24 protein-coding genes and 2 pseudogenes are annotated in these 22,441 nt (G+C 64.4%); 5 read left to right on the top strand and 21 right to left on the bottom strand.

Features of this window, described 5'->3' with window-relative positions; all coding sequences use genetic code 11:
• Positions 1–117: 117 nt before the first annotated feature.
• Complete coding sequence (gene phoU, locus ACFYY2_RS04325) at positions 118–795, top strand: phosphate signaling complex protein PhoU (protein ID WP_388736883.1); 678 nt, start codon at positions 118–120, stop codon at positions 793–795.
• A gap of 291 nt (positions 796–1,086) precedes the next feature.
• Positions 1,087–1,227, top strand: a complete 141-nt coding sequence (locus ACFYY2_RS04320) for a hypothetical protein (protein ID WP_327116189.1) — start codon at positions 1,087–1,089, stop codon at positions 1,225–1,227.
• A 74-nt stretch (positions 1,228–1,301) separates the two neighbouring features.
• On the opposite strand, the gene ACFYY2_RS04315 is transcribed toward ACFYY2_RS04320, so the two are convergent.
• Positions 1,302–2,681, bottom strand: coding sequence for an MDR family MFS transporter (locus ACFYY2_RS04315; RefSeq protein ID WP_388736879.1), 1,380 nt, complete (start codon positions 2,679–2,681; stop codon positions 1,302–1,304).
• Positions 2,682–2,878: 197 nt separating this feature from the next.
• Between ACFYY2_RS04315 and ACFYY2_RS04310 the strand changes: the two genes are divergently transcribed.
• Complete coding sequence (locus ACFYY2_RS04310; RefSeq protein ID WP_327116193.1) at positions 2,879–3,640, top strand: phosphoglyceromutase; 762 nt, start codon at positions 2,879–2,881, stop codon at positions 3,638–3,640.
• Between the two features lie 80 nt (positions 3,641–3,720).
• On the opposite strand, the gene ACFYY2_RS04305 is transcribed toward ACFYY2_RS04310, so the two are convergent.
• From ACFYY2_RS04305 to ACFYY2_RS04255, 11 genes are all read right to left on the bottom strand, one after another.
• Positions 3,721–3,855, bottom strand: a complete 135-nt coding sequence (locus ACFYY2_RS04305; RefSeq protein ID WP_388736876.1) for a hypothetical protein — start codon at positions 3,853–3,855, stop codon at positions 3,721–3,723.
• Positions 3,856–4,392: 537 nt separating this feature from the next.
• Complete coding sequence (locus tag ACFYY2_RS04300) at positions 4,393–5,655, bottom strand: tyrosine-type recombinase/integrase (protein WP_388736873.1); 1,263 nt, start codon at positions 5,653–5,655, stop codon at positions 4,393–4,395.
• Complete coding sequence (locus ACFYY2_RS04295; RefSeq protein ID WP_388736870.1) at positions 5,655–5,855, bottom strand: helix-turn-helix transcriptional regulator; 201 nt, start codon at positions 5,853–5,855, stop codon at positions 5,655–5,657. Before ACFYY2_RS04295 ends, ACFYY2_RS04300 begins: the two co-directional genes overlap by 1 nt.
• A 2-nt stretch (positions 5,856–5,857) precedes the next feature.
• Entirely contained in the window at positions 5,858–7,231 is a 1,374-nt protein-coding gene (repSA, locus tag ACFYY2_RS04290) for a replication initiator protein RepSA (RefSeq protein ID WP_388736867.1), read from the bottom strand.
• Between the two features lie 128 nt (positions 7,232–7,359).
• Positions 7,360–7,656, bottom strand: coding sequence for a SpdD-like protein (locus ACFYY2_RS04285; RefSeq protein ID WP_388736865.1), 297 nt, complete (start codon positions 7,654–7,656; stop codon positions 7,360–7,362).
• Positions 7,657–7,679: 23 nt separating this feature from the next.
• Positions 7,680–7,835, bottom strand: coding sequence for a hypothetical protein (locus ACFYY2_RS04280; RefSeq protein ID WP_388736862.1), 156 nt, complete (start codon positions 7,833–7,835; stop codon positions 7,680–7,682).
• Between the two features lie 12 nt (positions 7,836–7,847).
• Positions 7,848–8,039, bottom strand: a complete 192-nt coding sequence (locus tag ACFYY2_RS04275) for a mobile element transfer protein (RefSeq protein ID WP_014047488.1) — start codon at positions 8,037–8,039, stop codon at positions 7,848–7,850.
• A gap of 18 nt (positions 8,040–8,057) precedes the next feature.
• Positions 8,058–8,723 (bottom strand): DUF2637 domain-containing protein, encoded by a 666-nt coding sequence (locus ACFYY2_RS04270; protein WP_359282722.1) that lies wholly within the window; start codon positions 8,721–8,723, stop codon positions 8,058–8,060.
• Positions 8,724–8,798: 75 nt separating this feature from the next.
• Positions 8,799–10,154: an FtsK/SpoIIIE domain-containing protein gene (locus tag ACFYY2_RS04265; RefSeq protein ID WP_388736858.1), complete on the bottom strand. Its 1,356-nt coding sequence runs from the start codon at positions 10,152–10,154 to the stop codon at positions 8,799–8,801.
• 2 nt (positions 10,155–10,156) lie between these two features.
• Positions 10,157–10,513: a hypothetical protein gene (locus ACFYY2_RS04260; RefSeq protein WP_030636120.1), complete on the bottom strand. Its 357-nt coding sequence runs from the start codon at positions 10,511–10,513 to the stop codon at positions 10,157–10,159.
• Positions 10,514–10,652: 139 nt separating this feature from the next.
• The gene (locus ACFYY2_RS04255) at positions 10,653–11,432 is read right to left on the bottom strand and encodes a GntR family transcriptional regulator (protein WP_103511814.1); all 780 of its coding nucleotides are present in this window, start codon (positions 11,430–11,432) and stop codon (positions 10,653–10,655) included.
• A gap of 18 nt (positions 11,433–11,450) precedes the next feature.
• Here ACFYY2_RS04255 and ACFYY2_RS04250 point away from each other — a divergent pair, with 18 nt between their 5' ends.
• On the top strand, positions 11,451–11,918 hold the full coding sequence (locus ACFYY2_RS04250) for an NUDIX hydrolase (protein WP_037828775.1): 468 nt from the start codon (positions 11,451–11,453) through the stop codon (positions 11,916–11,918).
• 325 nt (positions 11,919–12,243) lie between these two features.
• On the opposite strand, the gene ACFYY2_RS04245 is transcribed toward ACFYY2_RS04250, so the two are convergent.
• From ACFYY2_RS04245 to ACFYY2_RS04210, 8 genes and pseudogenes are all read right to left on the bottom strand, one after another.
• Positions 12,244–13,023, bottom strand: coding sequence for a hypothetical protein (locus ACFYY2_RS04245; protein ID WP_157862914.1), 780 nt, complete (start codon positions 13,021–13,023; stop codon positions 12,244–12,246).
• Positions 13,024–13,110: 87 nt separating this feature from the next.
• On the bottom strand, positions 13,111–14,655 hold the full coding sequence (locus ACFYY2_RS04240) for an AAA family ATPase (RefSeq protein WP_388736854.1): 1,545 nt from the start codon (positions 14,653–14,655) through the stop codon (positions 13,111–13,113).
• Positions 14,656–16,287: a restriction endonuclease subunit S gene (locus ACFYY2_RS04235; RefSeq protein WP_107103328.1), complete on the bottom strand. Its 1,632-nt coding sequence runs from the start codon at positions 16,285–16,287 to the stop codon at positions 14,656–14,658.
• Positions 16,284–17,678: an N-6 DNA methylase gene (locus tag ACFYY2_RS04230; protein WP_079099412.1), complete on the bottom strand. Its 1,395-nt coding sequence runs from the start codon at positions 17,676–17,678 to the stop codon at positions 16,284–16,286. Before ACFYY2_RS04230 ends, ACFYY2_RS04235 begins: the two co-directional genes overlap by 4 nt.
• 500 nt (positions 17,679–18,178) lie before the next feature.
• Positions 18,179–18,481 carry a hypothetical protein gene (locus tag ACFYY2_RS04225; RefSeq protein WP_079099411.1) on the bottom strand — a complete coding sequence of 101 codons (303 nt, stop codon included), beginning with the start codon at positions 18,479–18,481 and terminating at the stop codon, positions 18,179–18,181.
• Positions 18,478–19,208, bottom strand: a pseudogene (locus ACFYY2_RS04220) (GntR family transcriptional regulator). The gene ACFYY2_RS04225 and the pseudogene ACFYY2_RS04220 overlap by 4 nt, the downstream one beginning before the upstream one ends.
• A gap of 8 nt (positions 19,209–19,216) precedes the next feature.
• The gene (locus tag ACFYY2_RS04215) at positions 19,217–19,441 is read right to left on the bottom strand and encodes a hypothetical protein (protein WP_056797382.1); all 225 of its coding nucleotides are present in this window, start codon (positions 19,439–19,441) and stop codon (positions 19,217–19,219) included.
• 529 nt (positions 19,442–19,970) lie between these two features.
• Complete coding sequence (locus ACFYY2_RS04210) at positions 19,971–20,249, bottom strand: hypothetical protein (protein ID WP_388738548.1); 279 nt, start codon at positions 20,247–20,249, stop codon at positions 19,971–19,973.
• Between the two features lie 78 nt (positions 20,250–20,327).
• On the opposite strand from ACFYY2_RS04210, the gene ACFYY2_RS04205 reads away from it, so the two are divergent.
• The gene (locus ACFYY2_RS04205; RefSeq protein WP_388736850.1) at positions 20,328–21,050 is read left to right on the top strand and encodes a GntR family transcriptional regulator; all 723 of its coding nucleotides are present in this window, start codon (positions 20,328–20,330) and stop codon (positions 21,048–21,050) included.
• A 291-nt stretch (positions 21,051–21,341) separates the two neighbouring features.
• Here the strand turns inward: ACFYY2_RS04205 and ACFYY2_RS04200 are convergent.
• A pseudogene (locus tag ACFYY2_RS04200) lies at positions 21,342–22,232 on the bottom strand (tyrosine-type recombinase/integrase); the annotation flags it as partial.
• Positions 22,233–22,441: the final 209 nt, after the last annotated feature.

Here is a 22,441-nt window from a genome sequence, read left to right as displayed (position 1 = left end):
GGGGATAGTGACGGTTCACTTAGGAGGCCGGATCCCGACGCGTTGGGGCCGCACCGTGGCAGCGTGGGGGTCGGCCCAGTGACCCCGGCCTCAGCAAGGATCTGGAGAGGGACTTCCATGCGCGACGCTTATCACGAGGAACTCGATTCGATCGGCGAGGGCCTGGTCGAGATGGCCCGCCTCGTCGGCTCGGCCATCGGACGGGCGACGACGTCCATGCTCGACGCCGATCTCAAGCTCGCCGAGAGCGTGATCGCCGCGGACCAGAAGGTCGACGACCTGCAGCACGACCTGGAGGCGCGCGCCATCGCGCTGCTGGCCCGCCAGCAGCCGGTCGCCACCGATCTGCGGATCGTGGTGACCTCGCTGCGCATGAGTGCCGACCTGGAGCGGTCGGGCGACCTCGCCCAGCACGTCGCCAAGCTCGCGCGGCTCCGCTTCCCGGCGACCGCGGTGCCCAACGACCTGCACGCGACCATCCTGGAGATGGGCCAGCTCGCACAGCGGCTGATGGCGAAGTCGGCCGAGGTCATCATCACCAAGGACGTCGACCTGGCCCTCCAGCTGGAGCAGGACGACGACGAGATGGACCTGCTGCACCGCACGCTGTTCCAGCACCTGATGGACGACCGCTGGAAGCACGGCATCGAGACGGCCGTCGACGTGACCCTGCTCGGCCGGTACTACGAGCGCTTCGCCGACCACGCCGTGTCGGTCGCCAAGCGCGTCGTCTACCTGGTCACGGGCGAGCACGCGGACGAGATGCAGGCTCCGACCTCGGTGGAAGGGGCGTAGGGCTCCGGCCCAGGCGGACGGGCTCCGGCTCGGACGAGCAGGCTCCGCTTCGGCGGGGCGGACGGGGCTCCGGCCTCGGTGGAGGGGGCGCGAAGGGCGCGGCGAACACCGCGCCCGTACGTCCGTTCCCCTTCGTGCGCCGTTGATGCGCCCTCCTTACGGGGCATGCAATGGGTGCGGGGGCGGCGCGCCATGCCGTACATCCCCCGCCGTCGTCATGTGCGCGCCCTGCACAACGCGCATGTGCCGTACGCCGTCGAGTCGCACTCCCGTACTCCCTGAGGAGGGACCATGGCCGATTCCCCCGTGACCGAACCCCAGCAGGAACCCCCGACCGAAGTGGTGCATCTCACCGTGCTGGGGGCCTGCGGCTGCGGCTCGGGCTGCGGGTGCGGCTGCCAGTCCGGCGCTCCCTGCCAGTGCGGCGGCTGACCCGGCCCCGGCAGCGCGACGGCGGTGCCCCGGCGACGGACGCGTATCCGTGCCGGGGCACCGCCGTCGCGCTCTCAGAGGGACGGTCCGGTGCCCCCGGCCGCCACGGCCCGCTCGGCGGGCGGCGCCTCGTGGTCGACGGGCGGCGCCCCGTGCTCGACGGTGACGGCCGGTGCGGCGAGTGACGTCTGGGGCGCGGGCGCGGCCGGTGCGACGGGAGCCGCCTGCGCGGACTTCACCGAACCGGGCAGTTCGAGGCTCCGCATCAGCAGCCAGTAGCCGGCCGCGGTCACGGTGCCCAGCACCGCGCAGGTCCCCCACAGCCAGGCGGCACCGTAGTGGTCGATAACGAAACCGGACATCAGCGGGGCGATCAGAGCGGCCACCGACCAGGACATCGTGTACATCCCCTGGTAGCGGCCACGGCCGTGGGACGGGGACAGCTGTACGACGATGCCCGTCTGCGTCGGCGCGTTGACGATCTCCGCGAGGGTCCAGACGCAGACGGTCAGCGCGTACACGCCGACGGAGCCGGCGAAGGCGGTCAGCCCGAATCCGTACCCGGCGAGCAGGGACGAGATGATCAGCAGGCGGCGCGGGTCGCGGTGCTGGATGAAGCGGGTCACGGGGATCTGCAGGACCACGATCAGCACACCGTTGACGGCTATGGCCGTGCCGAAGTCCGAAGCGGACAGCCCGTCCGCGCCCATGGCCACCGGCAGCCCGACGTACCCCTGCTGGAAGATCAGCGCGACGAGGAACGACAGCCCGACGACGCCCATGTAACGGCCGTCGCGCAGGACGGTGCTCAGCCGCACGTCGTCCGGCGGCCGGACCCCGGCGACCCGGGGCGCCTGCTCCGGCCTGGACTCCGGCACCTTGAGGAAGACGACGACGGCGCACAGCAGGGTCAGAGCGGCCTCGCACAGGAAACCGGCCAGGTAGCTGTACTCGGCGATGAACCCCGCACCGGCCGACGAGACGGCGAACCCCAGGTTGACGGCCCAGTAGTTGAGCGAGAAGGCCCGCACCCGGTCCTCGGGGCGGACGATGTCCGCCATCATCGCCTGCACGGCGGGGCGTGAGGCGTTGCTCGCCATACCGACGACGAACGCCACACCCGCGATGGCCGCCGGATGCACCATGAACCCGAGCACGGCGACCGACACCGCGGTCGACAACTGCGCGATCAGCATCGTCGGGCGGCGGCCGAGCCGGTCCGTCATCACCCCGGCACCCAGCGACGAGACGACCCCGCCGAGCCCGTGGAGGGCGGCGACGAGACCGGCGTACGAGGCCGAGTAGCCCCGGTCCAGGGTCAGGTAGAGCGCCATGAACGTGGCGACGAACGCCCCGAGACGGTTGACCAGGGTGCTGGTCCACAGCCACCAGAACTCCCTGGGGAAGCCGGCGACCGTCTCGTGTGCCGCCTTTCTGAGACCGGCGACGGACATAGGAGCTCCCCCCAGGGACGTAAGAAATGGACGCGGACCTGTAAGCGGTACCGCAGCTGTCCGAACATTACGAAGGTGAAATCTCCGACCGCCACTCAATTGACGCCGCCCGTCAATCGTCACGGCCTCACGGCGGCCGCGGTCCGCCCCTTGGCCGGGCGCGCGGAGCCCGTACGGGTTCGATTACGCTCGGACCCATGGCCGACGCACCGTACAAGCTGATCCTCCTCCGCCACGGCGAGAGCGAATGGAACGCGAAGAACCTGTTCACCGGATGGGTGGACGTAGACCTCACCGACAAGGGCGAGAAGGAGGCGGTACGCGGCGGTGAGCTGCTCAAGGACGCCGGCCTGCTCCCCGACGTCGTGCACACCTCCCTCCAGAAGCGCGCGATCCGCACCGCCCAGCTCGGGCTCGAGGCCGCGGACCGCCACTGGATCCCCGTACACCGCTCCTGGCGGCTGAACGAGCGCCACTACGGCGCGCTGCAGGGCAAGGACAAGGCCCAGACGCTCGCCGAGTTCGGCGAGGAGCAGTTCATGCTGTGGCGCCGCTCGTACGACACCCCGCCGCCGGCGCTCGAGGACGGCGCCGAGTTCTCGCAGAGCGCCGACCCGCGCTACGCGACGATCCCGACGGAGCTGCGCCCGCGTACGGAGTGCCTCAAGGACGTCGTCGAGCGCATGCTGCCGTACTGGTACGACGGCATCGTCCCGGACCTCCTCGACGGCAAGACCGTCCTGGTCGCCGCCCACGGCAACAGCCTCCGCGGCCTGGTGAAGCACCTGGACGGCATCTCCGACGACGCCATCTCGGGCCTCAACATCCCGACCGGCATCCCGCTCTCCTACGAGCTGGACGCCGACTTCCGCCCGCTGAAGCCGGGCGGCACGTACCTGGACCCGGACGCGGCGAAGGCTGCGATCGAGGCTGTGAAGAACCAGGGCAAGAAGAAGTAAGCAGAGTTGAAGAAGCCCCCCGCCTGCGGGTTCTCCGCGTGGTGGGGGGCTTTTTGGTGGGCTGGGCCGTCTGTGGGCCGTCAGACCTGGGAAGGCCCACGGGCCAGGCGCACGCGCACACGGAAGGCGATGAAGAATCCCGCGAGGGCGGCCGTACCCAGCGGGATGTCGACCCAGATGGGCAGTACCGCCGCCGCGCAACCGATCAAGGGCATCGGCAACGCATACGGGACGATGTGGATAGTGAGACTCGCGCGTGCGAGCATAGGTGTCCTCCAGGTGCTGGTTTCCGCTGGCGCATTGATGGAGACAGGGCCGCTCCCCGGCACGGGAGCGGCCCTGAATTGCATGTGAACCCTATTAAGGCGAGTGACCCTTCAGCAAATCGCCAGGTGAGGGCATGCGGGGTATTGAATGAGGGTCGCCAAAAGCCTAGTTTGCGGGTGGCGACTTCGCGTGTCCGGAGCCCCTTCCTCCGTCCGGCCAACCCCCGGCATGCGTACGAGCTTGGCTTGCATGCATGCACGCCCAACAGAGAGTTGACCAGGGAGCGAGCAGGGTGGCCACTCTCCGTAAGTCGATCGGTGAGCCCCTTCTCTAAGCGCTTCCCTCTATCCGCTTATCTAAGCGGTTCCACTAACGGCTTCCACTAATCGCTTCCACTAATCGCTTCTGTTAACGACTTCTACTAACGCTTCCACTAACCGCTTCTACTAACGGCTTCTTCTAAGCGCCTCTACTAACCGCGCACCTTAACCCTGCCGGTAGTCGCCTACATGCTTCCGCTCTCCAACCGTGCCAAATACTTGCGTGACAGCGTTCCGAGTCCGCTCCTGACTCGACGGCATCAGGTGCGCGTACACCCGGAGCGTCAGGCCAGGGTCGGAGTGCCCGAGGTACTCGGCGAGCGCCTTGATGTTCTCCCCGGCGTCCAACAGCACCGACGCGTAGAAGTGCCGCATCGCGTGCATGCCGTTCTCGCGTGACTCGGCGTGCGAAGCACCGGCCGCGGGGACCGGGATGACCCCGGCCGAGGCCAGAGCCGGTTTCCACGCCTCCTCGTTCAGTGAGGTGCGCCAGACGTGACCCCCGCGCGGGCCCGTGAAGACCAGCCGCTTGGTCACCAGCGGTCCGCCCGCTACCTTCCACGGCAACGTGATCTCGACCGGCGGGAACTGCTTCATGTGGGCCCGCAGCGCGTCAGCGACAGGCCCGGGGAGCGGCACGTCCCGCAGCTTGCCGCCCTTGGGCGGAGCAAAGACGGGCTTGCTGCGGCTCAGCTTGAGCTGCTGGACTACGTGCAACGTGTCCAACCGGAAGTCGATCGCGTCCACCGCGACACCCAGGATCTCGCCTTGCCGGAGGCCGCAGCCGCCGCCCAGGTCGACCATCGCTTGGTACCGCTCCGGCATGCCCGCTCGCACAGCGAAGAGCCGTTTCGCCGTCCACGGCGTGACGCGCTTCGTATCCACGGTCGGCGGCCGCACCGATCGGGCAGCGCAAGGGTTCCGAGGAAGGTGCCCGTCGTCCACGGCCGCACTGAGAGCCGCCCGCACGTTGGAGTAGATCGTCCGGGCGTACGAGCCACGGACACCGTTCGCCTGGAGCTGCTGCACCCAGTCGCGGATGTGCGCCGGCTGGAACGAACCAAGCGGACGCGTGCCGAGGTACGGGAACGCGTGCAGCCGGAGCTGCGACTCCATCGAGGCTTGCGTGTTGGGGTCCGCCCCTTGGGTGGACACCCAGCCCTCCGCGTACTGCTGGAAGGTGGTCCGGGCCGCACGGGGATCGATGTACTGTCCCCGCGCCATGTCCGCTTCGGTATGGGCCAGCCACTGATCAGCGAGCCGCTTCTGTCGGTCCGGGAAGCTCTTCGACTTCTCCGTGCCGTCCGGCCCGACGTAGCGCGCGCGGTAGCGGGACCCCACTCCGTAGCGATCCGACTTCACCTTGCGCGGCTTACCGTCAGGACCGGTCACGGTCACGAACCAGCGGTCCTGAATGTGTCCGGCCATCAGGCAACCGCCTCGCTCCGGCGGGAGTCGACCCAGGCCCGTACGTCGTCGGGGTCGAAGCGGAGGTGCCGGCCGACACGGAAGCCGCGGGGTCCGGTCCGCTTCCGGCGCCACTGGTAGACCGTCTCGACGCTGGGCAGCTCGAACATCTCAACCAGGTCGTCAGGCGTCAGATAGCGACTCGGCAGAGGAAGCGCCATGGTCACCACTCCCCCTCGTCGACCAGCTCCGCCATGGCTTCACGGGCGGTTTCGCGATTGAGCTGGAGACCACGGGCAATGGTCACGGCGAGGACGGATTCGCCGGGCGAGTGACCGTGGCCGGCGTACTGCCAGTCAGCCAGGACGAGCACGGTGTCCGGGACGCGGGCCGCCAGGCCGAGGGACTGCCGTTCCTGAGCAGCGCGGAAGTCGGCGCGGGCCTGGCGGAGCTCGCCGAGGGTGGTCGAGTAGCGGCGGGATTTCGAGGAGAAGTGACCGCGGAACCCGAGCATGTGCGCCCAGGCCCACAACCGACGTTCGGGGTAGAGCGGATCGAGGAGGTGACACGCGGCGATGAGGCGGCGGGCGTGGTCAGGGACGCCGTGGCGATCGAGTTCGCAGAGTTCACCGATGCGGCGGTCCAGAGTGCCGGTGTTCTCCGCCGCCTTGGTGGCGTACTTCGCGACGTAGGACGCCACAGCCTGTTCGGTGACATCGGAGCCGTCGCCGAAGGCAACGACCGGGCGGACGTCGAGTTGTGTGCCCCAGCGGAAGGTACGAGCGGGCTGATCATCGGCGGCGGGAGCGGACACCGAGGTGTAGCTGTGTCGAGCAGCTGCGCGTATTGAGTCGGTTAGCAGGTCGACGGTGGCCCAGGACGGAGGAGGGGTACCGGGCCCGTCCGGCCCGTCGATCCGCATCACGGCGTGGAAGTGGATCGCCCCGCGCTTCTGGAACTCCGCGACCTTGCCGTACGAGAGCCGAGCCGATTCCTTCAGTTCCACCTGCGTGAGTCCGGCGCGGGCCGCGATCTCCCGTCGGAGGCGAGTGGTGAACCGCATCCAGAGGTCGCCGGCGTGGTTGTTGAACAGGACCGATCCGGCGTAGTCGTACGTCTCGGGGTCCAGGGCGGTACCGAGCTCGGGTGCGTCTGCCGAGTGCCGGCTACCGCAACGGCAAGTGCCACGTTCGGGACGGTTGTGGACCGGGCCGAAGGACGGGGCGGTAAGGGTGGCGAAGACCCGGGGGTGATCCCGCACGGTGGCGGGGACATCGCGGCGGTCGTCTCCGGCCAGGCCCGCGCGGATCAGGTGGTAGGTGTCCCCGGCGTACGTCCAGGCGCAGGAGGGGCAGCGGGAGGCACGGCGGTTCCCGCAGGCGAGGCGGAGTCGTCCGCCAGGCTCGATCTCGGTCGAGTAGTGGTGAAGGGTCTCGCCGGTGGTCTTGTCCTTGGTGAGGGTCCAACCGGTTAGGTGGATCGGGTCGGAGCAGCCACGGGTGCGGCGGATCTGGTCCTCCCAGCGGTGGAACTCGGGGGCCGAGGCCACCCTCAGCAGGTCGCCGAGGGTGAGCCGGTCGAGCTGCGATTCAGGCATGTGCACTCCGCCGGCGGCGGGCGGTGCGGTCGGTCATGATGGTGCTTCCTTCCGGATCTGTGGTTCGGGCAGGAGCACGGCTTCCGGGCGGCGGATGCTTGGCGGTATCGAGGCCTCCCGGAAGCCGGTCAGCGGTGGTTCTGCGACGCCACGAGCGACCGAACGACCAGGGCGCTGATGGCGAGCGACGCGGCGGTGACGGCGACCGCGAGGAGCATGGAGACCAGGACCGCGCCGACCACCAGGACCACGGCCGTGCCGCCCCCGATGACGGCGACGACGGCACCGGGCGTGAGCTGAACCGTGGGACGTGCGGGAGCCGTGGGGGCCGGGGTCTGGTGGGGCACGGCGGGGACGTAGCTCCGGGCGGTTCCAGTGACGATTCCGGTCGGCAACGGGTTGGTGGGGACCTTCGGGCGGAGCATGGCGGTTCTCCCTTCGGTGGGGGTTACTTGATGGCGGTGTCGATCACGGGGGTCAGGAGGCTGTCGGCGAGGAGATAGCCGCCGAGCAGCAGCACGAGCACGAGCCACCAGGGCGGGCGGATCAGCTTCACGCCGAGCCAGCCGACGACGATCAGGGCGAGCCAGAGCGGTACGTCCATGGCGGGTCTCCTTCAGCGGACCTTGCAGCGGTGGGTGCGGGCGGCGAGCTGGGCTGCGGACCGGCTGCTGAAGTCGGACGACCAACCGCAGCGATCGGCGGTGCACACGGCGGCGTGCTGGGTGCGGCCGTGCCGGTCGCGGTGGGTACCGATCTGCACCGGTCCGATCCGCATCACGGAGTGGAAGTGGTCGCGGGCGGGCATGGTGGATCTCCTCTCGTGTCAGGCGAGCTGAGCGGCGATCGCGGCGGCGAGTTGGGGCGGAACTCCGAGGCGGGCGCGGAGCGTGTCGGTGTCGATCGGTGAACCGGTACGGGCGCGGTGGTCGTCGGCGACCTTCCGGGCGTGGTCGACGAGCGCGGCCGGCACGGGCGGAGACGCGTCGGCAGGAGGCAGGACCGGAGACTCCTCAGCGGCAGGAATCGGCGCTGGTTCCAACTCCGGCGCCTGTTCCTCGGTGACGAGCTCCGGCGCCGACGGATCAGCCGTAGGCACCGCCGGAACGGGCGTGCGGTCCTCGACCGGGGTCTCGGTGTGGGCGAGGAGCGTCCCGCCGAGGAAGGCGAGCGCGGGCCATCCAGCAATGCCGAAGCGCAACCAGGCCGGAGGGTGCGCGAGATCGAGGAATCCGGCGGTGGCGACGTTGGCACCGAGCGAGGCGACGAGCGCGATCAGGAACCAGCACCAAGCGAGCCGGGACGGGCCGTCCTTTCGTAACCGCCGCCAGGCAGCGACCAGGAGCAGATCAACGCTGATCGGGTAGGCCCATGCCTTCCAGCCGTCCTGGCCCGCGGCGGCGGCGAGGTCGTGGAGGTGGGCGAAGGAGAGCGCGCCAGCGATCACGGCTTGGATCAGTACGGCGTCCACGCGCACGGAGGGACGGGCCATCGGACTTCTCCTTTTCGGCATGGGACGGGTAGGGACATGGCGCGGGAATGGCCACACCGACCGGAGAGCGGGAGGTCAGGCGGTGGTGGGCGCGGCTTTGGTGCGCGGCGCGGTGGCCGAGGCCAGGGGTGCGACGGCGGGCCGGAAGGCCGCGAGGGCGGGCACATCCGGAGTGCGGTCGGCGTGCCGGTTGCAGATGTTCACTGCTTGGCGCAGTGAGGTGTGCGGTGCTCGTATGCGGGTCCATCCACCGGTCGAGTCACCCGAGACCGCGATGCCGGGGACGTCGGTGGGAATCTGGATCGCGGCAAGGACGGCGTCCGGAGCGATGTCTCCGAAAGCCATGTTGGCGCTGGACTCGTCGTTGACGCGGTGGGCCATCCGACCCGTGAGTTGGGCACGGAGCATCGTGATGCCCTTGCCGAGTTCGGATCCGAAGCGCTGTCCGCAGATCTCCAGGTAGATCCCCGAGGCACGGCCGAGCTGGGCGAGGCGGACCAGAGCAGTGACGATCCTGTCGCGGCGCCTCTCCTCGTCCTTGGTGGCGAACAGCGCCAGCTCGGCAACCTCGTCGACCAGAACCACGACCGGAGTCGGGCGTATGTCGGCCGGCAGGTCCCAGATGTCGGCAGCTATGTCGGCGTCCGGAACGTCCACGGTGATGCGCTGAGCGGAACGGATGAGCTGGTAGACGTCCTCCATGTGCTGCACGAGTGCTTCGAGGAGTTCGAGGGCGGAGTCCGGGTTGTCGGCGAGGGCGGAGAATCGCCGGGCGAGCGGGAAGAGCTCGACGCCCTGTTTGCAGTCGATCCCGACGAGCGCGACGTCGTGCGCCGCGAGGCCGGCGACCAGGTTGCGCTGGTAGACGGACTTCCCCGACTCGGTCGCGCCGAGCGTCAGCCCGTGGGGCACAGCCCGGTAGTCGCGGTAGTGGACGGATCCGTCCTCGCGCAGCGCGACGGGGATACGCATCGGCGCGGGGCCGGTTTCGGCCGGCATCTGCACCCGCCGAAGGACGTCGTATCCCGTCATCCGTAACTCCACGATTCCCGAGCGAAGTTCGCGGGAGGTGACTCCGTACATCCCGAAGGAGTGCCGGAGTCGGTCGGTGGCCGAAGCGACGTCGAAGGCATCCTGACCGGGTCGGAGCTTGATCCGCAGGACCAGCCCAGTACGAGTAGGGCGGAGCCGGAGAATGCGCGGGGCTCTCGACTCAGGAACGGGGCGGTTCGTCATCCGGGCGAGGGAGAGACGCCAACGCGCGGGCGGAACGGTGAGCCCGCAGGCGTCCATGACCGAGGCGTACCGGACAGCTACTCGCAACGCGGCAAGGGTGACCCCGAAGGTCATCCAGTACCAGGCGGGACGCCGCCACCGCAGGATCAGTGCGGTGACGACGACCAGCAGCAGCGTGACCAGGCACCCGGTCATGATCAGGCCGCCTTGGGCTTCTCGGCAGCGGCGACGAGCGAGGTGACCGCCACCGCACGGAAGGCGATCCCGTGACGCTTCTGCCCGTTGAACTCGTTCTCCCACGGCCGGGCGATCAGTCCGGTGACGGCGACGGGCGTGCCCATCATCAGCTCACCGGAGATGCCCGGCTCAGGGACGGTAACCGAAAGGATCTCCACCTCCTCATTCGCCGCGAACATCACGTCCACGGTCATGAGCTTCGCGCCACTCTCAACGTCCACCGCGATCTCACCGGTCCGGCGGTCCTTGACCTTGATCTGCGGGGGCTTGGCGACCATCACGGACGCGGCGGAGGTGTCGACGGGGATCGTACGCACAGAAGATCACTCCTATAGATGTGCTCGACTCAGCCACTCATGTACATGAGTGACATAAGGAAGAGTGCATCACTCCTATACATGAGTCAACCCGCCGAGACGAAGAAGTCGCGGCGGGCTGCGCTGAGTTGAGTGTGCGTCAGTCGGAGGCGGGGATCCGGTAGCTGAAGACGAACTGGTCAGCGGCCATGAGCGTGTCGCACACCTCTACGACGCGATCCTCCGTCGTTCGTGCCTCACGGATCAGGTGAACCACCGAAGCGCCGGGACTCAGGGCCAGTTCGGAGGCCTCAGCCTTGGTCGCCAGCCGGGCTTGCAGCGTCTCGACGAACTCCGCGAACTCGTGCCCATGGTCTTCGAGGCGGGCGTAGATGCCACCACCGCCGGGGTTCTTCGCGAACAGCTCGGGGATGTCCTTCGCAACGTCCCAAGGGAGATACGACGTGGCCGTCTCCACAGGAGTCTCGTTGCGGAAGTAGAGGCGACGCCTGGCGAGCACCTGGGTGCCGGCCGGGACGCCGAGCCGCTCCGCGATGTCATTCGGAGCGTCCGTCGGACCGATGTATAGAACGCTGACGCCAGCCTTGGCGCCGGACTGCTCCGACTCGGCGAGGTACGCGGCCTTGCCGCCCTGCCGATGGGAGCGCTTGAATCGGTCCGAGGAACGGTGCCGTACCGGGGGCCGGGCCTTCACCATGGACCCCTTGCCCTGGCGGGTCTCCACTAGGTCACTCGCGCGGACCTCCACCATGGCCTTGCGGATGGTGCCGCCGGAGACGCCGTAGCGCTCCACGAGCTCCGATTCGCTGGGCACCATGTCACCGGGCTTGAGGATTCCTGCGCGGATCTGCTGAACGATCTCCTCGGCGATCTGCACGTACCGAGGTACGGACTTCCCACCTCCTACCGCTGTTTCCATAGTCCTTCTCTTCCTCCTATGCTCCTGTACATGAGTAACAGTGCGCAGGAAGGCACGTCAACGCCACTCCACTCCGTGTCCGTAGCCGGAGTGGTCGTGCGTGAGGACGGACGACTCCTGGCAATCCGCCGCGCTGACAACGGCACTTGGGAGCTCCCCGGCGGCGTACTCGAACTCGATGAGACCCCGGAGACGGGTGTACGGCGTGAGGTCCTGGAGGAGACGGGTATCCACGTCGAGGTGGACGAGCTCACCGGGGTCTACAAGAACACCACCCGGGGCATCGTTGCCCTGGTCTTCCGGTGCAAGCCCGCCGGCGGAAGCGAGCGCACGTCCAGCGAATCGACCGCGGTCGGCTGGCTCACGCCGGACGAGGTCACCGAGTGGATGTCCGAGGTCTACGCGGTCCGACTGCTGGATGCCCTCGACGGGAACGGGCCCCATGTGCGAAGCCATGACGGCAAGCGCCTGACGCCAGCGCGATAGAACTTTCCCTACTTCATCAAGGCCCGCGCACGGCGCGGGCGCGCGCCGCCGGGCGCGGCCTGCCTCTGTCTTCGCCCCGGCTGGCCGCGCCCGGCGGCGCGCTGCGTGCTGCGGGCTGAAGGTGGTGAAACCCGCTGTGGCTGGGGCGGTCGGCTCCACGGCTTTAGCCACCTCCCCGGTTCGGGTCCCGCGTCGAGCAAGACCAGGGGGCCACTCGTTCAAATTCCGGGCAGGATCACAGCCTGCCCGAGTTGCCGGCCAGCGTACGGCCCCCTGCTCATGCTCGACCCCAAACCGGGCAGGACACCGGCCAAACCCGCTCCGCCTATGAAGCCTCGGCGATGAGCTTGGCTGAGGGGCTGGTACTGCGATAGCCCCGCACAGCACACTTAGCTACAGCCGAGTAAGGGGCATCCTCTTTTTTCATTCTCCTGAGGGCATTAATCGACTCACGGAAGACGCTTCGCGCCATGCCATCTTGAGTCGCTTTATAGCTCACAAGTGCCTCGTCCGCCTGATCACACATTTGAAGCACTTCAAGAAAGACGCGCTTACGTGCTTCAATGAGTCTTACGTGATCTAGATGATACAGAGAACGCGATACAGCTACGCGATCGGACACATTTTCTTCCAATATTTCCGCACCAGGATTCACCTTCACCTGGCCCGTCTCATCGAACCACAAGGCGGTGATGTCAAACTCATCGCATGGATCGAGAAGCATTGGAATCTCGACCGATATTGGAATCAGGTGACTGTCCGACCTGCGCGAGCCCACGGCCAAGGGGAAAAAGTCAGCCTTACCCCCAATCGTCCCACCCTCTCCGTGGCGCCGACTATTGCAATAGGTGCAAGCAAATCTGTAGTTGCGCACATCGAAGGCCAACCACCAATACCCTTCCTTGCTCCCCCCAGAAATTCTCCCCTTCGGCCTAAAGTGGTCGACCGCGTTATCTGACCGGATGTCAGCAGTCTCGCAGTACCAGCACTTCTGATACCCAACGGCCGCCAAGACACCCTTGATACTTCGCCACAGTTCCTGATTATCATCGATAATCTTCTTTCTTTCCGCGATCCCATCAGCCTCCAGTAGCTCATCGGTCACGCCCTTCGCCCTAGCCTTCCACCCTTCCGGAAGACGCGCGATAACTTCCTGCCGATCAATGAAAATCAAGAACTGCCCCCGACAGCACTAGTCTTCCTGCTCTTCGATCTCATTCAACAGCGCCACAGCATCTTCGAAGTTTTCCTCCACTTCCTCCCTCGTGAAAGAAAGGGGACGCTGCGACGTTTGACTTGCCGATTTGGCTTTGAGATAGGCCTGAAACTCAGGGTCTCTGTCTTCCATCAAAAGACCGAGATGCCTAAGCTCATTCCCTAGTCTATTTAGCCTGTCCTGCTCTTCTGCAGTCAATTCATCATCAGGTCGTGCGGACAAACTTCTTTTCTCATCCAGCTTGTCGAGCGTCTCGAGGTCGAGTTGAGACCTCAACCCGTAAACGTCACTCGTCAGGAGCGCTCCGACGCCCATTCCTTGCGGATCCTCCAACGGCTCTACGGCGGTTATGCGACCGTCCCCATGGCGTTCAAGAATACGCACGTCTTGTCTGAGTAGGCCAGCTACAACAAGCGGGTCATGGGTTGCCATCAGAACCTGGCAACCGTCGTCGAGCCCACCAAACTCGCCCAGGAACTTCCGGTACTGAACGCTCCAAGCCGGGTTCAAATGCGTATCAGGCTCATCGAGTAGAAAGAGGGACTCTTCCTCTCGAGTGAACCTCATCAATCCAAGGACAAGAAGAAGCTGCTGCTCTCCCTCGCTCAGTTCTCGGAACGTTAGAGAAGAGGATGACCTAGTGCTTCTTACTCTGATGCGGACATCATGAATTAGTTCAGAAATGTAAGTACTTTCGAGAGCTTTAAAGAAGTCGCCATTGCTTGCATAGGCGGCTCTAAGTTCTTTGGCCTCAAACAGACTCTCAAGGTAAAGGTAGAGGTGCTCCGTCTGTGCAGTCCGAGACAATCCTGTTCTTACCTTGCGGTCCAACCTCATAGGCGCAAGCGAAAGCCGGTACAAGCGATCGAGTAACGCTCGAACCGTGCCGCGCGCGTTCCAAAATCGTTCATCACCGTCTTTGCCAGGCCATGAGGGTTTCTGCATCTCAAAGAGAACCGAGTCCAAGCCCTCAATGCCAAGGTGATCACGCAGCAAGCGCATGACTACAGGATCTTCATCCAAGAAGAAAGCTAGGAGAACAAAGTTGGAGTGCACATTTCGAGCATAGAAAAGAGGCCGCAACGGCCTTTCGATGCCGTCAATTAGGTCCCTGTAGAAACGCTCCTGATGAGGGATGAAGTGTTCTTCGAGACGATTGCTCGGGCCGGAGTAGTAGCCAAATACATGTTGGGGTCGGTACTCTCGCCCATCAGTTCCTGAGAACTTAGTGAAACTAATCGGGCGCCCATTCACTCGGCATTTAACACTGTGGCCCGTTCGGGACGGCTCCGAGGAAATGGAAACCGAATTTTCTTTGATTAGATAATCCAACTCGAACGCAAAATCGGGCCGCCGTCCGAGGTCGATGTCACGAAAGATAATCGTCAAAGCCTCAAGGAGATTGGACTTTCCACTGCCATTGCGCCCCACCAGTACGGAAACAGCGGCATTTTCGTCAAGCTGAATCTCGAAGTCCCGCAGGTTCTTGAACGACTCTACTTTCACACGCGTGATACGCATTTAATCTGCCACCGAAATCTTGACATCCGTATCGTTCGGGCGCACCACTTCAAGCTGGCGCAGTTGCTTCAGCTCCCGCAAGGCAGCGTAGAAGCTATCAACAGCGCTATCCGACAGAGAAAGCTGACGGAATAGGTGTTCTGGGTCCAAAGGGGCCGAAGCCTCACGCAGCACGGCTAGTATCTCTTGCGGAGTGGTGGTGCTTTTGAGACTAATGCGCTTGCTCCTGTTCTTGCTGGACCGCGGCGACCTAGAAGGGGTCTTCTTGCGTGGCTTTGAAGCCGCTTCTTTTACCTGGGTCAAAATTAGCGAGGACAAAGACTCGCTCTCGTCGCCTGCTGTGCTCTGCGTAATCCATCTAGCCATGTCTCCGAAAGCGCAAGATGCGGTGAACTCGCGCTCCAGCCCTTGGAGCCGGCTGACGGCGCTTTGCGCATCCCTGATAACACCCTGATGTGCTGCGGTCACCTCATCCAAGGTCACGGCGATCTGACGTTGAGTACGAAGTTCCCGTACGGGTACAGGCAACTGCCTAACATCACGCAGATTCAATCCAGGCATATCGATACCGCGCAATCGGCTTCGGAGCCACCCCTGTGCCGCCGAGCTTGATAGCCAATGCGCCAGGTAGTCGCTATCTACGCGGCTACTGGGTCTGATCCTGGCCGTTCCTTGAGTAATGTTCGCTCCGCTGAGCTCTTGCGGCACGACGGCGACACGGAGGCTGCGAATGATACCAAGTAGCACATCACCGCGCTTTAGCGATGATCGCTCATATCGCTGAGCGATCGATTGCGATGTTCTCCTCAGGTGCTCTTGAAGAATAAATCCGTCCCGCAGGTCTTGGCCGCGAACATACGGAACGCCCGAACCGTCATCGATGTCAGGCCCGGGCTGAAGAATCCCATAAACGATAGGAGAGTCTTCAGCGACGACGTCCGCTGCTGATTGCCAAGTTGTCCGCGTTTCCTGATCTGACTCTCCAGGCACTCCAAGCTCACCGCCTTCCAGGATAAGAAGATTTCTCGCCCTACCTGGAAGATCGGTTGCCGTATCAATGATGTTACTCATCGCTACAAGAGTCGCGTCGATAGAGCTCTGTATATCACGGGCGCAATCAATGATTGCCTCTTGGGTAATTCTAGGAGGCAGCGGGAAAGGTAGCTCCTGAAAGCGACGAAGTCCGAGATGAGCAATATTTGTAGTGGACTTAGCAATTTCCGCGAACACGCCGGAGTGCTGATACGCCCTGAAGACTAGTAGGGCAAATTCTGGCAGAACCTCACGGTGAGCCCGGAACCTGATGAGCGTGTTCTGGAAGTAGAGCTGTTCAGGCTCGGATCGATACATCGCCGCTCGCCCTACGAGCTCACGACTCTGTCCCTCACATAGAAGAATGTCTCCGTCTACAAGGCGGTACTTCTCTCTGGCAACAGTGTCGAAGCTCATTGTTGCAAGATCCTGTAGATCTAGCGCATCATCACGAACATTCGCAACGCGCAGATAGTCCCTCTGATCGCTCGCTGGACCGCTTGTAGTCTCTGGTGAACGTTGTTGGCCAACCAGAGTTTCACCAGCTTCTTTCACCAGGCAGAAGCGCCATTCTGCGGGGAACGCATCGGGAATTATCATCGCCCGAGTGTCTCCACTTCATGGTCCTGGAGATGACGCGTCAGAATTTTTTCAATGTCAGAAATCCCAGCCAAGGCGCTGTCGAGTTCCTCGCGCAAGGTTCTGGTCTCATCGAGGAGATCAGTGATGCTACTTGAACCCACCGGACTGCCGGCGGGCTTCACGTGAGCGAAGTCGAGACGATCACCACGAGTGGTGAGCTCCTCGCGAGTCAGGCGCTTGAACCGATCCGTTTCAATCCGAGGGCCTTTTCCATAAGCATCGGCACCATAGGCTGAGACGAATTCGCTCAAGTCGCTAGCCAGCATCTGCCTTCTTTTGCCGAAACTCGTCTGCCCTGAACGCAAGTCATAGAACCAGGTTTCTTCAGTTGCGCCGTCGGCGCAAAAGAATAGCACTGAAGTTTTCACGCCGGTTGCATAAAAAATTCCTGTCGGAAGACTCAAAATAGTATGAACCCTGTAGCTCTCTAGGAGCCTGGTCCGTACGGTGGCGGCCGTCCCTCCCTCGAACAGAACGTTGTCAGGAACGACAATCGCAGCACGGCCTCCCTTAGCCAGATTTTGATAGACGTGCTGCAAGAATGCAAGTTGTTTGTTCGAGGTTTGGTACTCAAGTCTCTCATTCTGCTCTGCAGTTAGAGCACCCTTTGCACCGAACGGCGGATTTGTGAGACAGACCGAGTATCCATTCTCACCGACATCGTGCTGCAGAGCATCGCCGAGAATAACCTTCCCTTCGAGGCCATGCAGCAGCAGATTCATGAGCGCCATACGCTGAACATCCCGGACCAACTCAATGCCAACCAGTTTAGGAGGCGAAGTATGGATGGTCGCAGTGCCCAATCCTGCGGCTACTAGAAACCCACCGGTACCTGCGGCAGGATCGTACACAGTATCTTCATCTGTTGGCGCAGTGACTTGAACGAGCGCCTCTACCACTGGTCGAGGCGTGAAGTATTGACCGGCGCCGTAACGAGACTCTTGCGCGTTCTTTTGGATTAGCCCTTCATATACGTCGCCAAGGCCATTTTGTCGCGCTCGATACCAATCAATGTCTTCGATACCTTGAACTAGCTGCATCAGAGATTCGCCTGAATTGATGCCCGTTTTCGAATCCGCAAAGATAGTTCTGACAACTTCATCATCTGCCGTGCCGAGATTTTCCAGCATTTCAGCATATCGCGAAAGGATGCCATCAGATGCACTTTCGGTAAGCTCAACCCAACGGCAATCGTCTGGAATCCTGTTTTCCATATCAAGTTCATGGGCGAGCTTGAGAAAGAGAAGATAAGTGAGTTCATTCAAATACTCGTGGTAGGTCACACCTTCGTTTCTCAGCACTCCGCACAGAGCCCAAAGCCTCCGGGTCACATCCGAAGTGTCCTGCATAGTCGCATCCTTAGGTTGGTGGTGGCCCAGCCTACCTAGGGGCACCCACTCCGTGGTGTCTGACCTTGAGACCGGTGTACCGGCTTGCCGCTGGGCATTGTGCACCGCTTCGCTCCCTGCCGGGGGGCGACTGAAGGGTCATGACGCGATGCCTGCTGGTAGCGGGCCCTGCTGTCTGGTTGGGCTGTCGTCCGCGGCGTGACCTCGTGCTGGGCTGCCTTGCCCTTTGGCCCAACCAGAGCAGAAGACCTCCGTGCAAGCCGGCTTGGTGCCTTCGGGCCAGGGCATGCGTGCACCGCCCGAGCTGACACCCAGGCGGAGGGGCTCCTGACAAACGGGCAGCGTTCAAACCGCCGAGAAGTGCGCCCGATGTGCCGGTGCGCGGCGTTCAGCTTGTTCGGCAACGCGCAACGGGGAGGAGAACCCCGACTCTGGTCGAGGTCCCCTCCCCGCGTTGAAGAGAGACTGACTTCGGCGGGCACCGTTGTCCCGCCGAGTCTTCAGCTTCGGCGACGTTCGCTCCAGGCCAAGAGGTGACCGCGGCTTGCCGCAACGCGGAGCACGTCACTCAATGCGCACGTCAGATCGTGTCCCAGGCGACGAAGGTCACTCGGGTCCGCGTCGAGGTTGTCGAGGGTTACTGAAGCTGCTTCCAGTAGTTCGGCGGCTGTGTCTAGTTGGGCCGCTTCGACGCAATCTGCCAGTTGGGACATGTAGCCACCGGCGTCGTCAGTGCTCAGGTAGCAGGGCTTGTTCTCGGGGCCCGACCACGGGAGAAGTCGCAGTTCGTTCGGTGCCGTCATCGTTCGGGCTGCCTTTCGTCGAGCACACGGGGGCGGTGAAGACGGCATCGACGCGGTCTCCCGGGAAGGACAGCAGCGCAGCCTCAACGACGCGGCCCGTGCAGTCGGTGACAATGCGGGTGATCGCGAGGACGGCCGTGGTCGACCCGATCCGTAGGGCCAACGCTTCGTCCGGGGTCGGAGTGCGGGCGCAGACCGTCTCCCGGACGGTGGCTGGCGACGGCCCGAGGACGGCGAAACGCGCGGCTGTCTCCCGGCAAAGGGAGTCGTCGTCGAGAACTCCGGCCACGGCCAGGTCGCGCGGTACGTAGATGCGGGCCAGGCCGTGCGGCGTCCCCTGTTCAAGGCTGAGACAGGAGTACTCCGCGAGGGGACTGCCTGCTGGCGCCTTCAGCAACGCCGCCAGGTGCACGGAAGCCGGAACCGTGGTGCTGCGAATCGTGACGCGTGTGTACGGCTCGGCGGCGGTCAACGGGTCCAGGGTGCCCCAGCCACCGACGTACAAGATCTTGCGGTGAGGTCGGCGGACGAAGTTGCCCTTGCCGTGGATCTTCTCGACGAGGCCCTCCCCCTGGAGTACGGCGAGAGCTCTCCGCAGAGTCAACGTGCTGACCTCGTACCGGTCGGCAAGGCCGGCTTCGGACAGAAGGCGTTCGCCGGCTTGAAGACTGCCCGCGGTGATCTGCTGCCGGAGGTCATCGGCGATGTCGTGGTGACGTGAGCGCATCGAGTCGATCACCGCCTTCTCGGCATGCGCACGGCGAGGAACCGGGTACGCGCGTGCATGATCAGCAGCTCGCCTGACTCGAAGACCAATTGCTTCGCTCCCCGAGGAAGCTGGAAGAGGTCTCCTACCCGACAGGTGTGGCCGCCGAGTTGGATGACGTCGCCGCGCTGGACTGTGGCCGCGGTGATCTCGATGCTGGAAGCCAGCGTGCCGCCGGGGACCCAGGCACTCACTGCGTCACCTCCATGGGCAGGCAAGGGCCGGCAGGCGAGTGGCACGGGCAGTCACACGCTTCGCAGATCACCGGAAGCTCGGCTGGCATCGGGACCGGAGAAGATTCCGCGCAGGAGGAGTGCGTGCCGATCCTGCAAGCGGTCGAACGGTAGGGGACGGCCGAGGCGCCCGAGATGTGCCGTTGTCGACGCGCCAGCATCAGTGACCCCCAGCCAGGAACGGCCAGGCAACCGACGGCAGGTGAGGGGCGATGACCATCGAGCGTGCGCGAGTACGGCTTTCTGACGCCAGCACGTACGGACGGACGAGTGCAACGTCCTCCCCTGGGAGCCGGTTTCGGTGGGCCGCCGCACCGGAGACTGCCCGGCCCAGGAAAAGAGTCGGCCCGCCAACGGATCCGTGGGAGGCGGCAGGGGACGCCGGAGGGCAGGGAGGCGGTAACACACGTCGGTGTCTGCCACTTGAGGAGTTCCGCGCCCTGGCGAGGGTCAGGGCGCGGCGGATACGGTTAAGCACGCTGTTCAGCTCCTATCGCTGATAGCTCGGTCCCCCGACATCGCCCGTCGTGGGGGCCGCTTTGTGTACGACCGCCCATAAGGTGCGGCCGTTCAAGCTGGTGGCGAGGAGCCCGAATCGATCTGCCTCAGCCACCACGTCCAGGACCTCCCTCCACGACTCGGCGGAGAACCCGTCGGGCACCTCCGTTTCCACCGCCGTGTGCCGGGGGTGTTCCTCCGTTCGCGTAGGCAGCCCGAGGGCCGATAGCCGGGCGGCGATGGCCGCCGCACTAACTCCCGAAGCGGGCACAGGGCAGCCTCCGTCACCAGCGATCACTTTCAGTGAAGTTAGTTAACTAGATTAGAGCTAGTGGACTAGATTTTCCATATGCCTGAGCAGCCGCCTTATCTCCGCGTCGCCGATGTCCTCCGGCAGCGGATCGTGGAGCACGTGTGGGAGCCGGGAGACCGCCTGCCCTCCCGCGCCCAGATCGGCGAGGAATGCGGCGTAGGCGAGAACGTCGTCCGCCGGGCGCAGGAGTTGCTGATCTCCCAAGGTGTGCTGGAGGGCCGTGCCGGGTCGGGCACCTACGTCGCCGAGCCCCGACCACGCGTGCGGGTGGTGCGATCGTCGGCACGCGAGCAGCCGACCGGCTCACCCTTCCGGGCCGACATGAAGGCTGTGGGCAGGCAAAGCGATTGGGAGAGTCGGACCGAGGCGAAGGTGCCGGCTCCGGCTGACATCGCGTCGCGCCTTGGCATCGCCGAAGGTGATCTCTGCGTCCGCACCGTGTACGAGTTCCTCGCCGACGGCAGACCCGTGCAGCTGTCGACGAGCTGGGAGCCGTACGACCTCACCGCCGGAACCCTTGTCGTCCTCCCAGAGGGCGGGCCGCATGCCGGGCAAGGAGTGGTCAACCGCATGGCGGAAATCGGCGTCACGGTCAGCCACGCCGTCGAGCAGCCGGAGCCGCGGTTGGCGACCGCCGAGGAAGCTTCGCTCCTGGGGATCCAGAAATCCGCTCTCGTGACGCACATCAAGCGGACCTACTACAGCGATCAGGGGCGACCCGTAGAGACGGCGGACATCGTCCTTCCCGCAGCGCTGTGAGAGATCGTTTACGAAGTCCCCATCGGTCGACAATGACCCGCACGGCGAACGGTGAGAGGGCCGTTTTTGGGCCGTCCCTGGGCCGTCCGAGGTTGCTCAAGGGCACCCGATGACGACCAATGGCGACTACTCACCAGCAGCCGATCAGCGTCTCCACCTGCGAAAACCCTGGTCGCCGCGATCTACCGCAAGACCCAGGGCAAGAAGAAGTAGATATAGCGATCATGCCCCCGACCTGCGCATACGGCGCGGGTCGGGGGCATTTTCACGGCCTGGGCCCACTGTGGGACCTCAGTGCGGCGGATCCTGCGGCGGCCGAAGTGCCTCCCCGAGTGCTTTCCGGGCCCGGTCGCGGCTACTCGGCATGAGGTGCGCGTACACCTTGAGCGTCAGTCCGGGGTCGGAGTGCCCGAGGTACTCACTGACGGCCTTGATGCTCTCCCCCGCGTCCAACAGAACGGACGCGTAGAAGTGCCTCAAGGCGTGCATCCCGTGCTCACGCGCAGCGGTGTGCTCGCGGCTCTTGGCCTTCGGGATGACCCCGACGGACGCCAGAGCGGGCTTCCAGTGGTCCTCGTTGAGTGAGGTGCGCCAGATGTGCCCACCGTTGGGCCCGGTGAAGATCAGACGCTTGGTCACTGGCCGGCCGTTCGCGCGCATCCACGGCAGCGTGATCTCAGCGGGCGGGAACCGTTTGATGTGTTCCTTGAGCGCTTCGGCCACGGGCTCGGGAAGCGGGACGTCACGGAGCTTGCCGCCTTTCGGCGGTGCGAACACAGGCTTGCTCACGCTGAGTTTGAGCTGCTGCACCACGTGCAGCGTGCCGCTGTCGAGGTCCAACTCATCCACAGATAGTCCGAGGATCTCGCCTTGCCGCAGGCCACATCCGGCACCCATGTCCACCATGGGCCGGAAGCGCTCTGCCATGGCGCTCCGCATGGCGATGACACGGTCCGGCTGCCACGGAACAACACGGCGCGTCCCCATCTCGGGGAGCATCACCGTGCGCGAGTGGCAGGGGTTCCGGCGCAGGTAGCCGTCCTCAACAGCGGCGGAGAGGATGGCGCGGACGTTGGAGAAGATCACACGGGCGTAAGCGCCGGACATGCCGGACTCTTCGAGCTGCGTCACGAACTCCCGCATGTGGCTGGGCTGGAAGGAACCCAAGGGTCGGGTCCCAAGCATGCGACATCGGTCACTGAAGCCACCTGACTGATCAGCCCTCGATCCACGCAAAGCCTTTGTTAGGACCTCTAAGAGGTCAGCGGACAAGGCAGCAACTGCCACAGCTCAAGCTGGGGTCTGCCGCACCTTCAGGTGACAGGTTCAGTCACGCGGCTTGGAGGGCCGGTGTGGTCATGACGGTTTCGTATTCGACGGGTGTGAGCCGG

It is taken from the genome of Streptomyces sp. NPDC001822, from assembly GCF_042892135.1.
Taxonomy (GTDB): domain Bacteria; phylum Actinomycetota; class Actinomycetes; order Streptomycetales; family Streptomycetaceae; genus Streptomyces.
The sequence above is the reverse complement of the archived record's forward strand: the minus strand, read 5'-3'. Positions and strand labels throughout refer to the sequence as shown.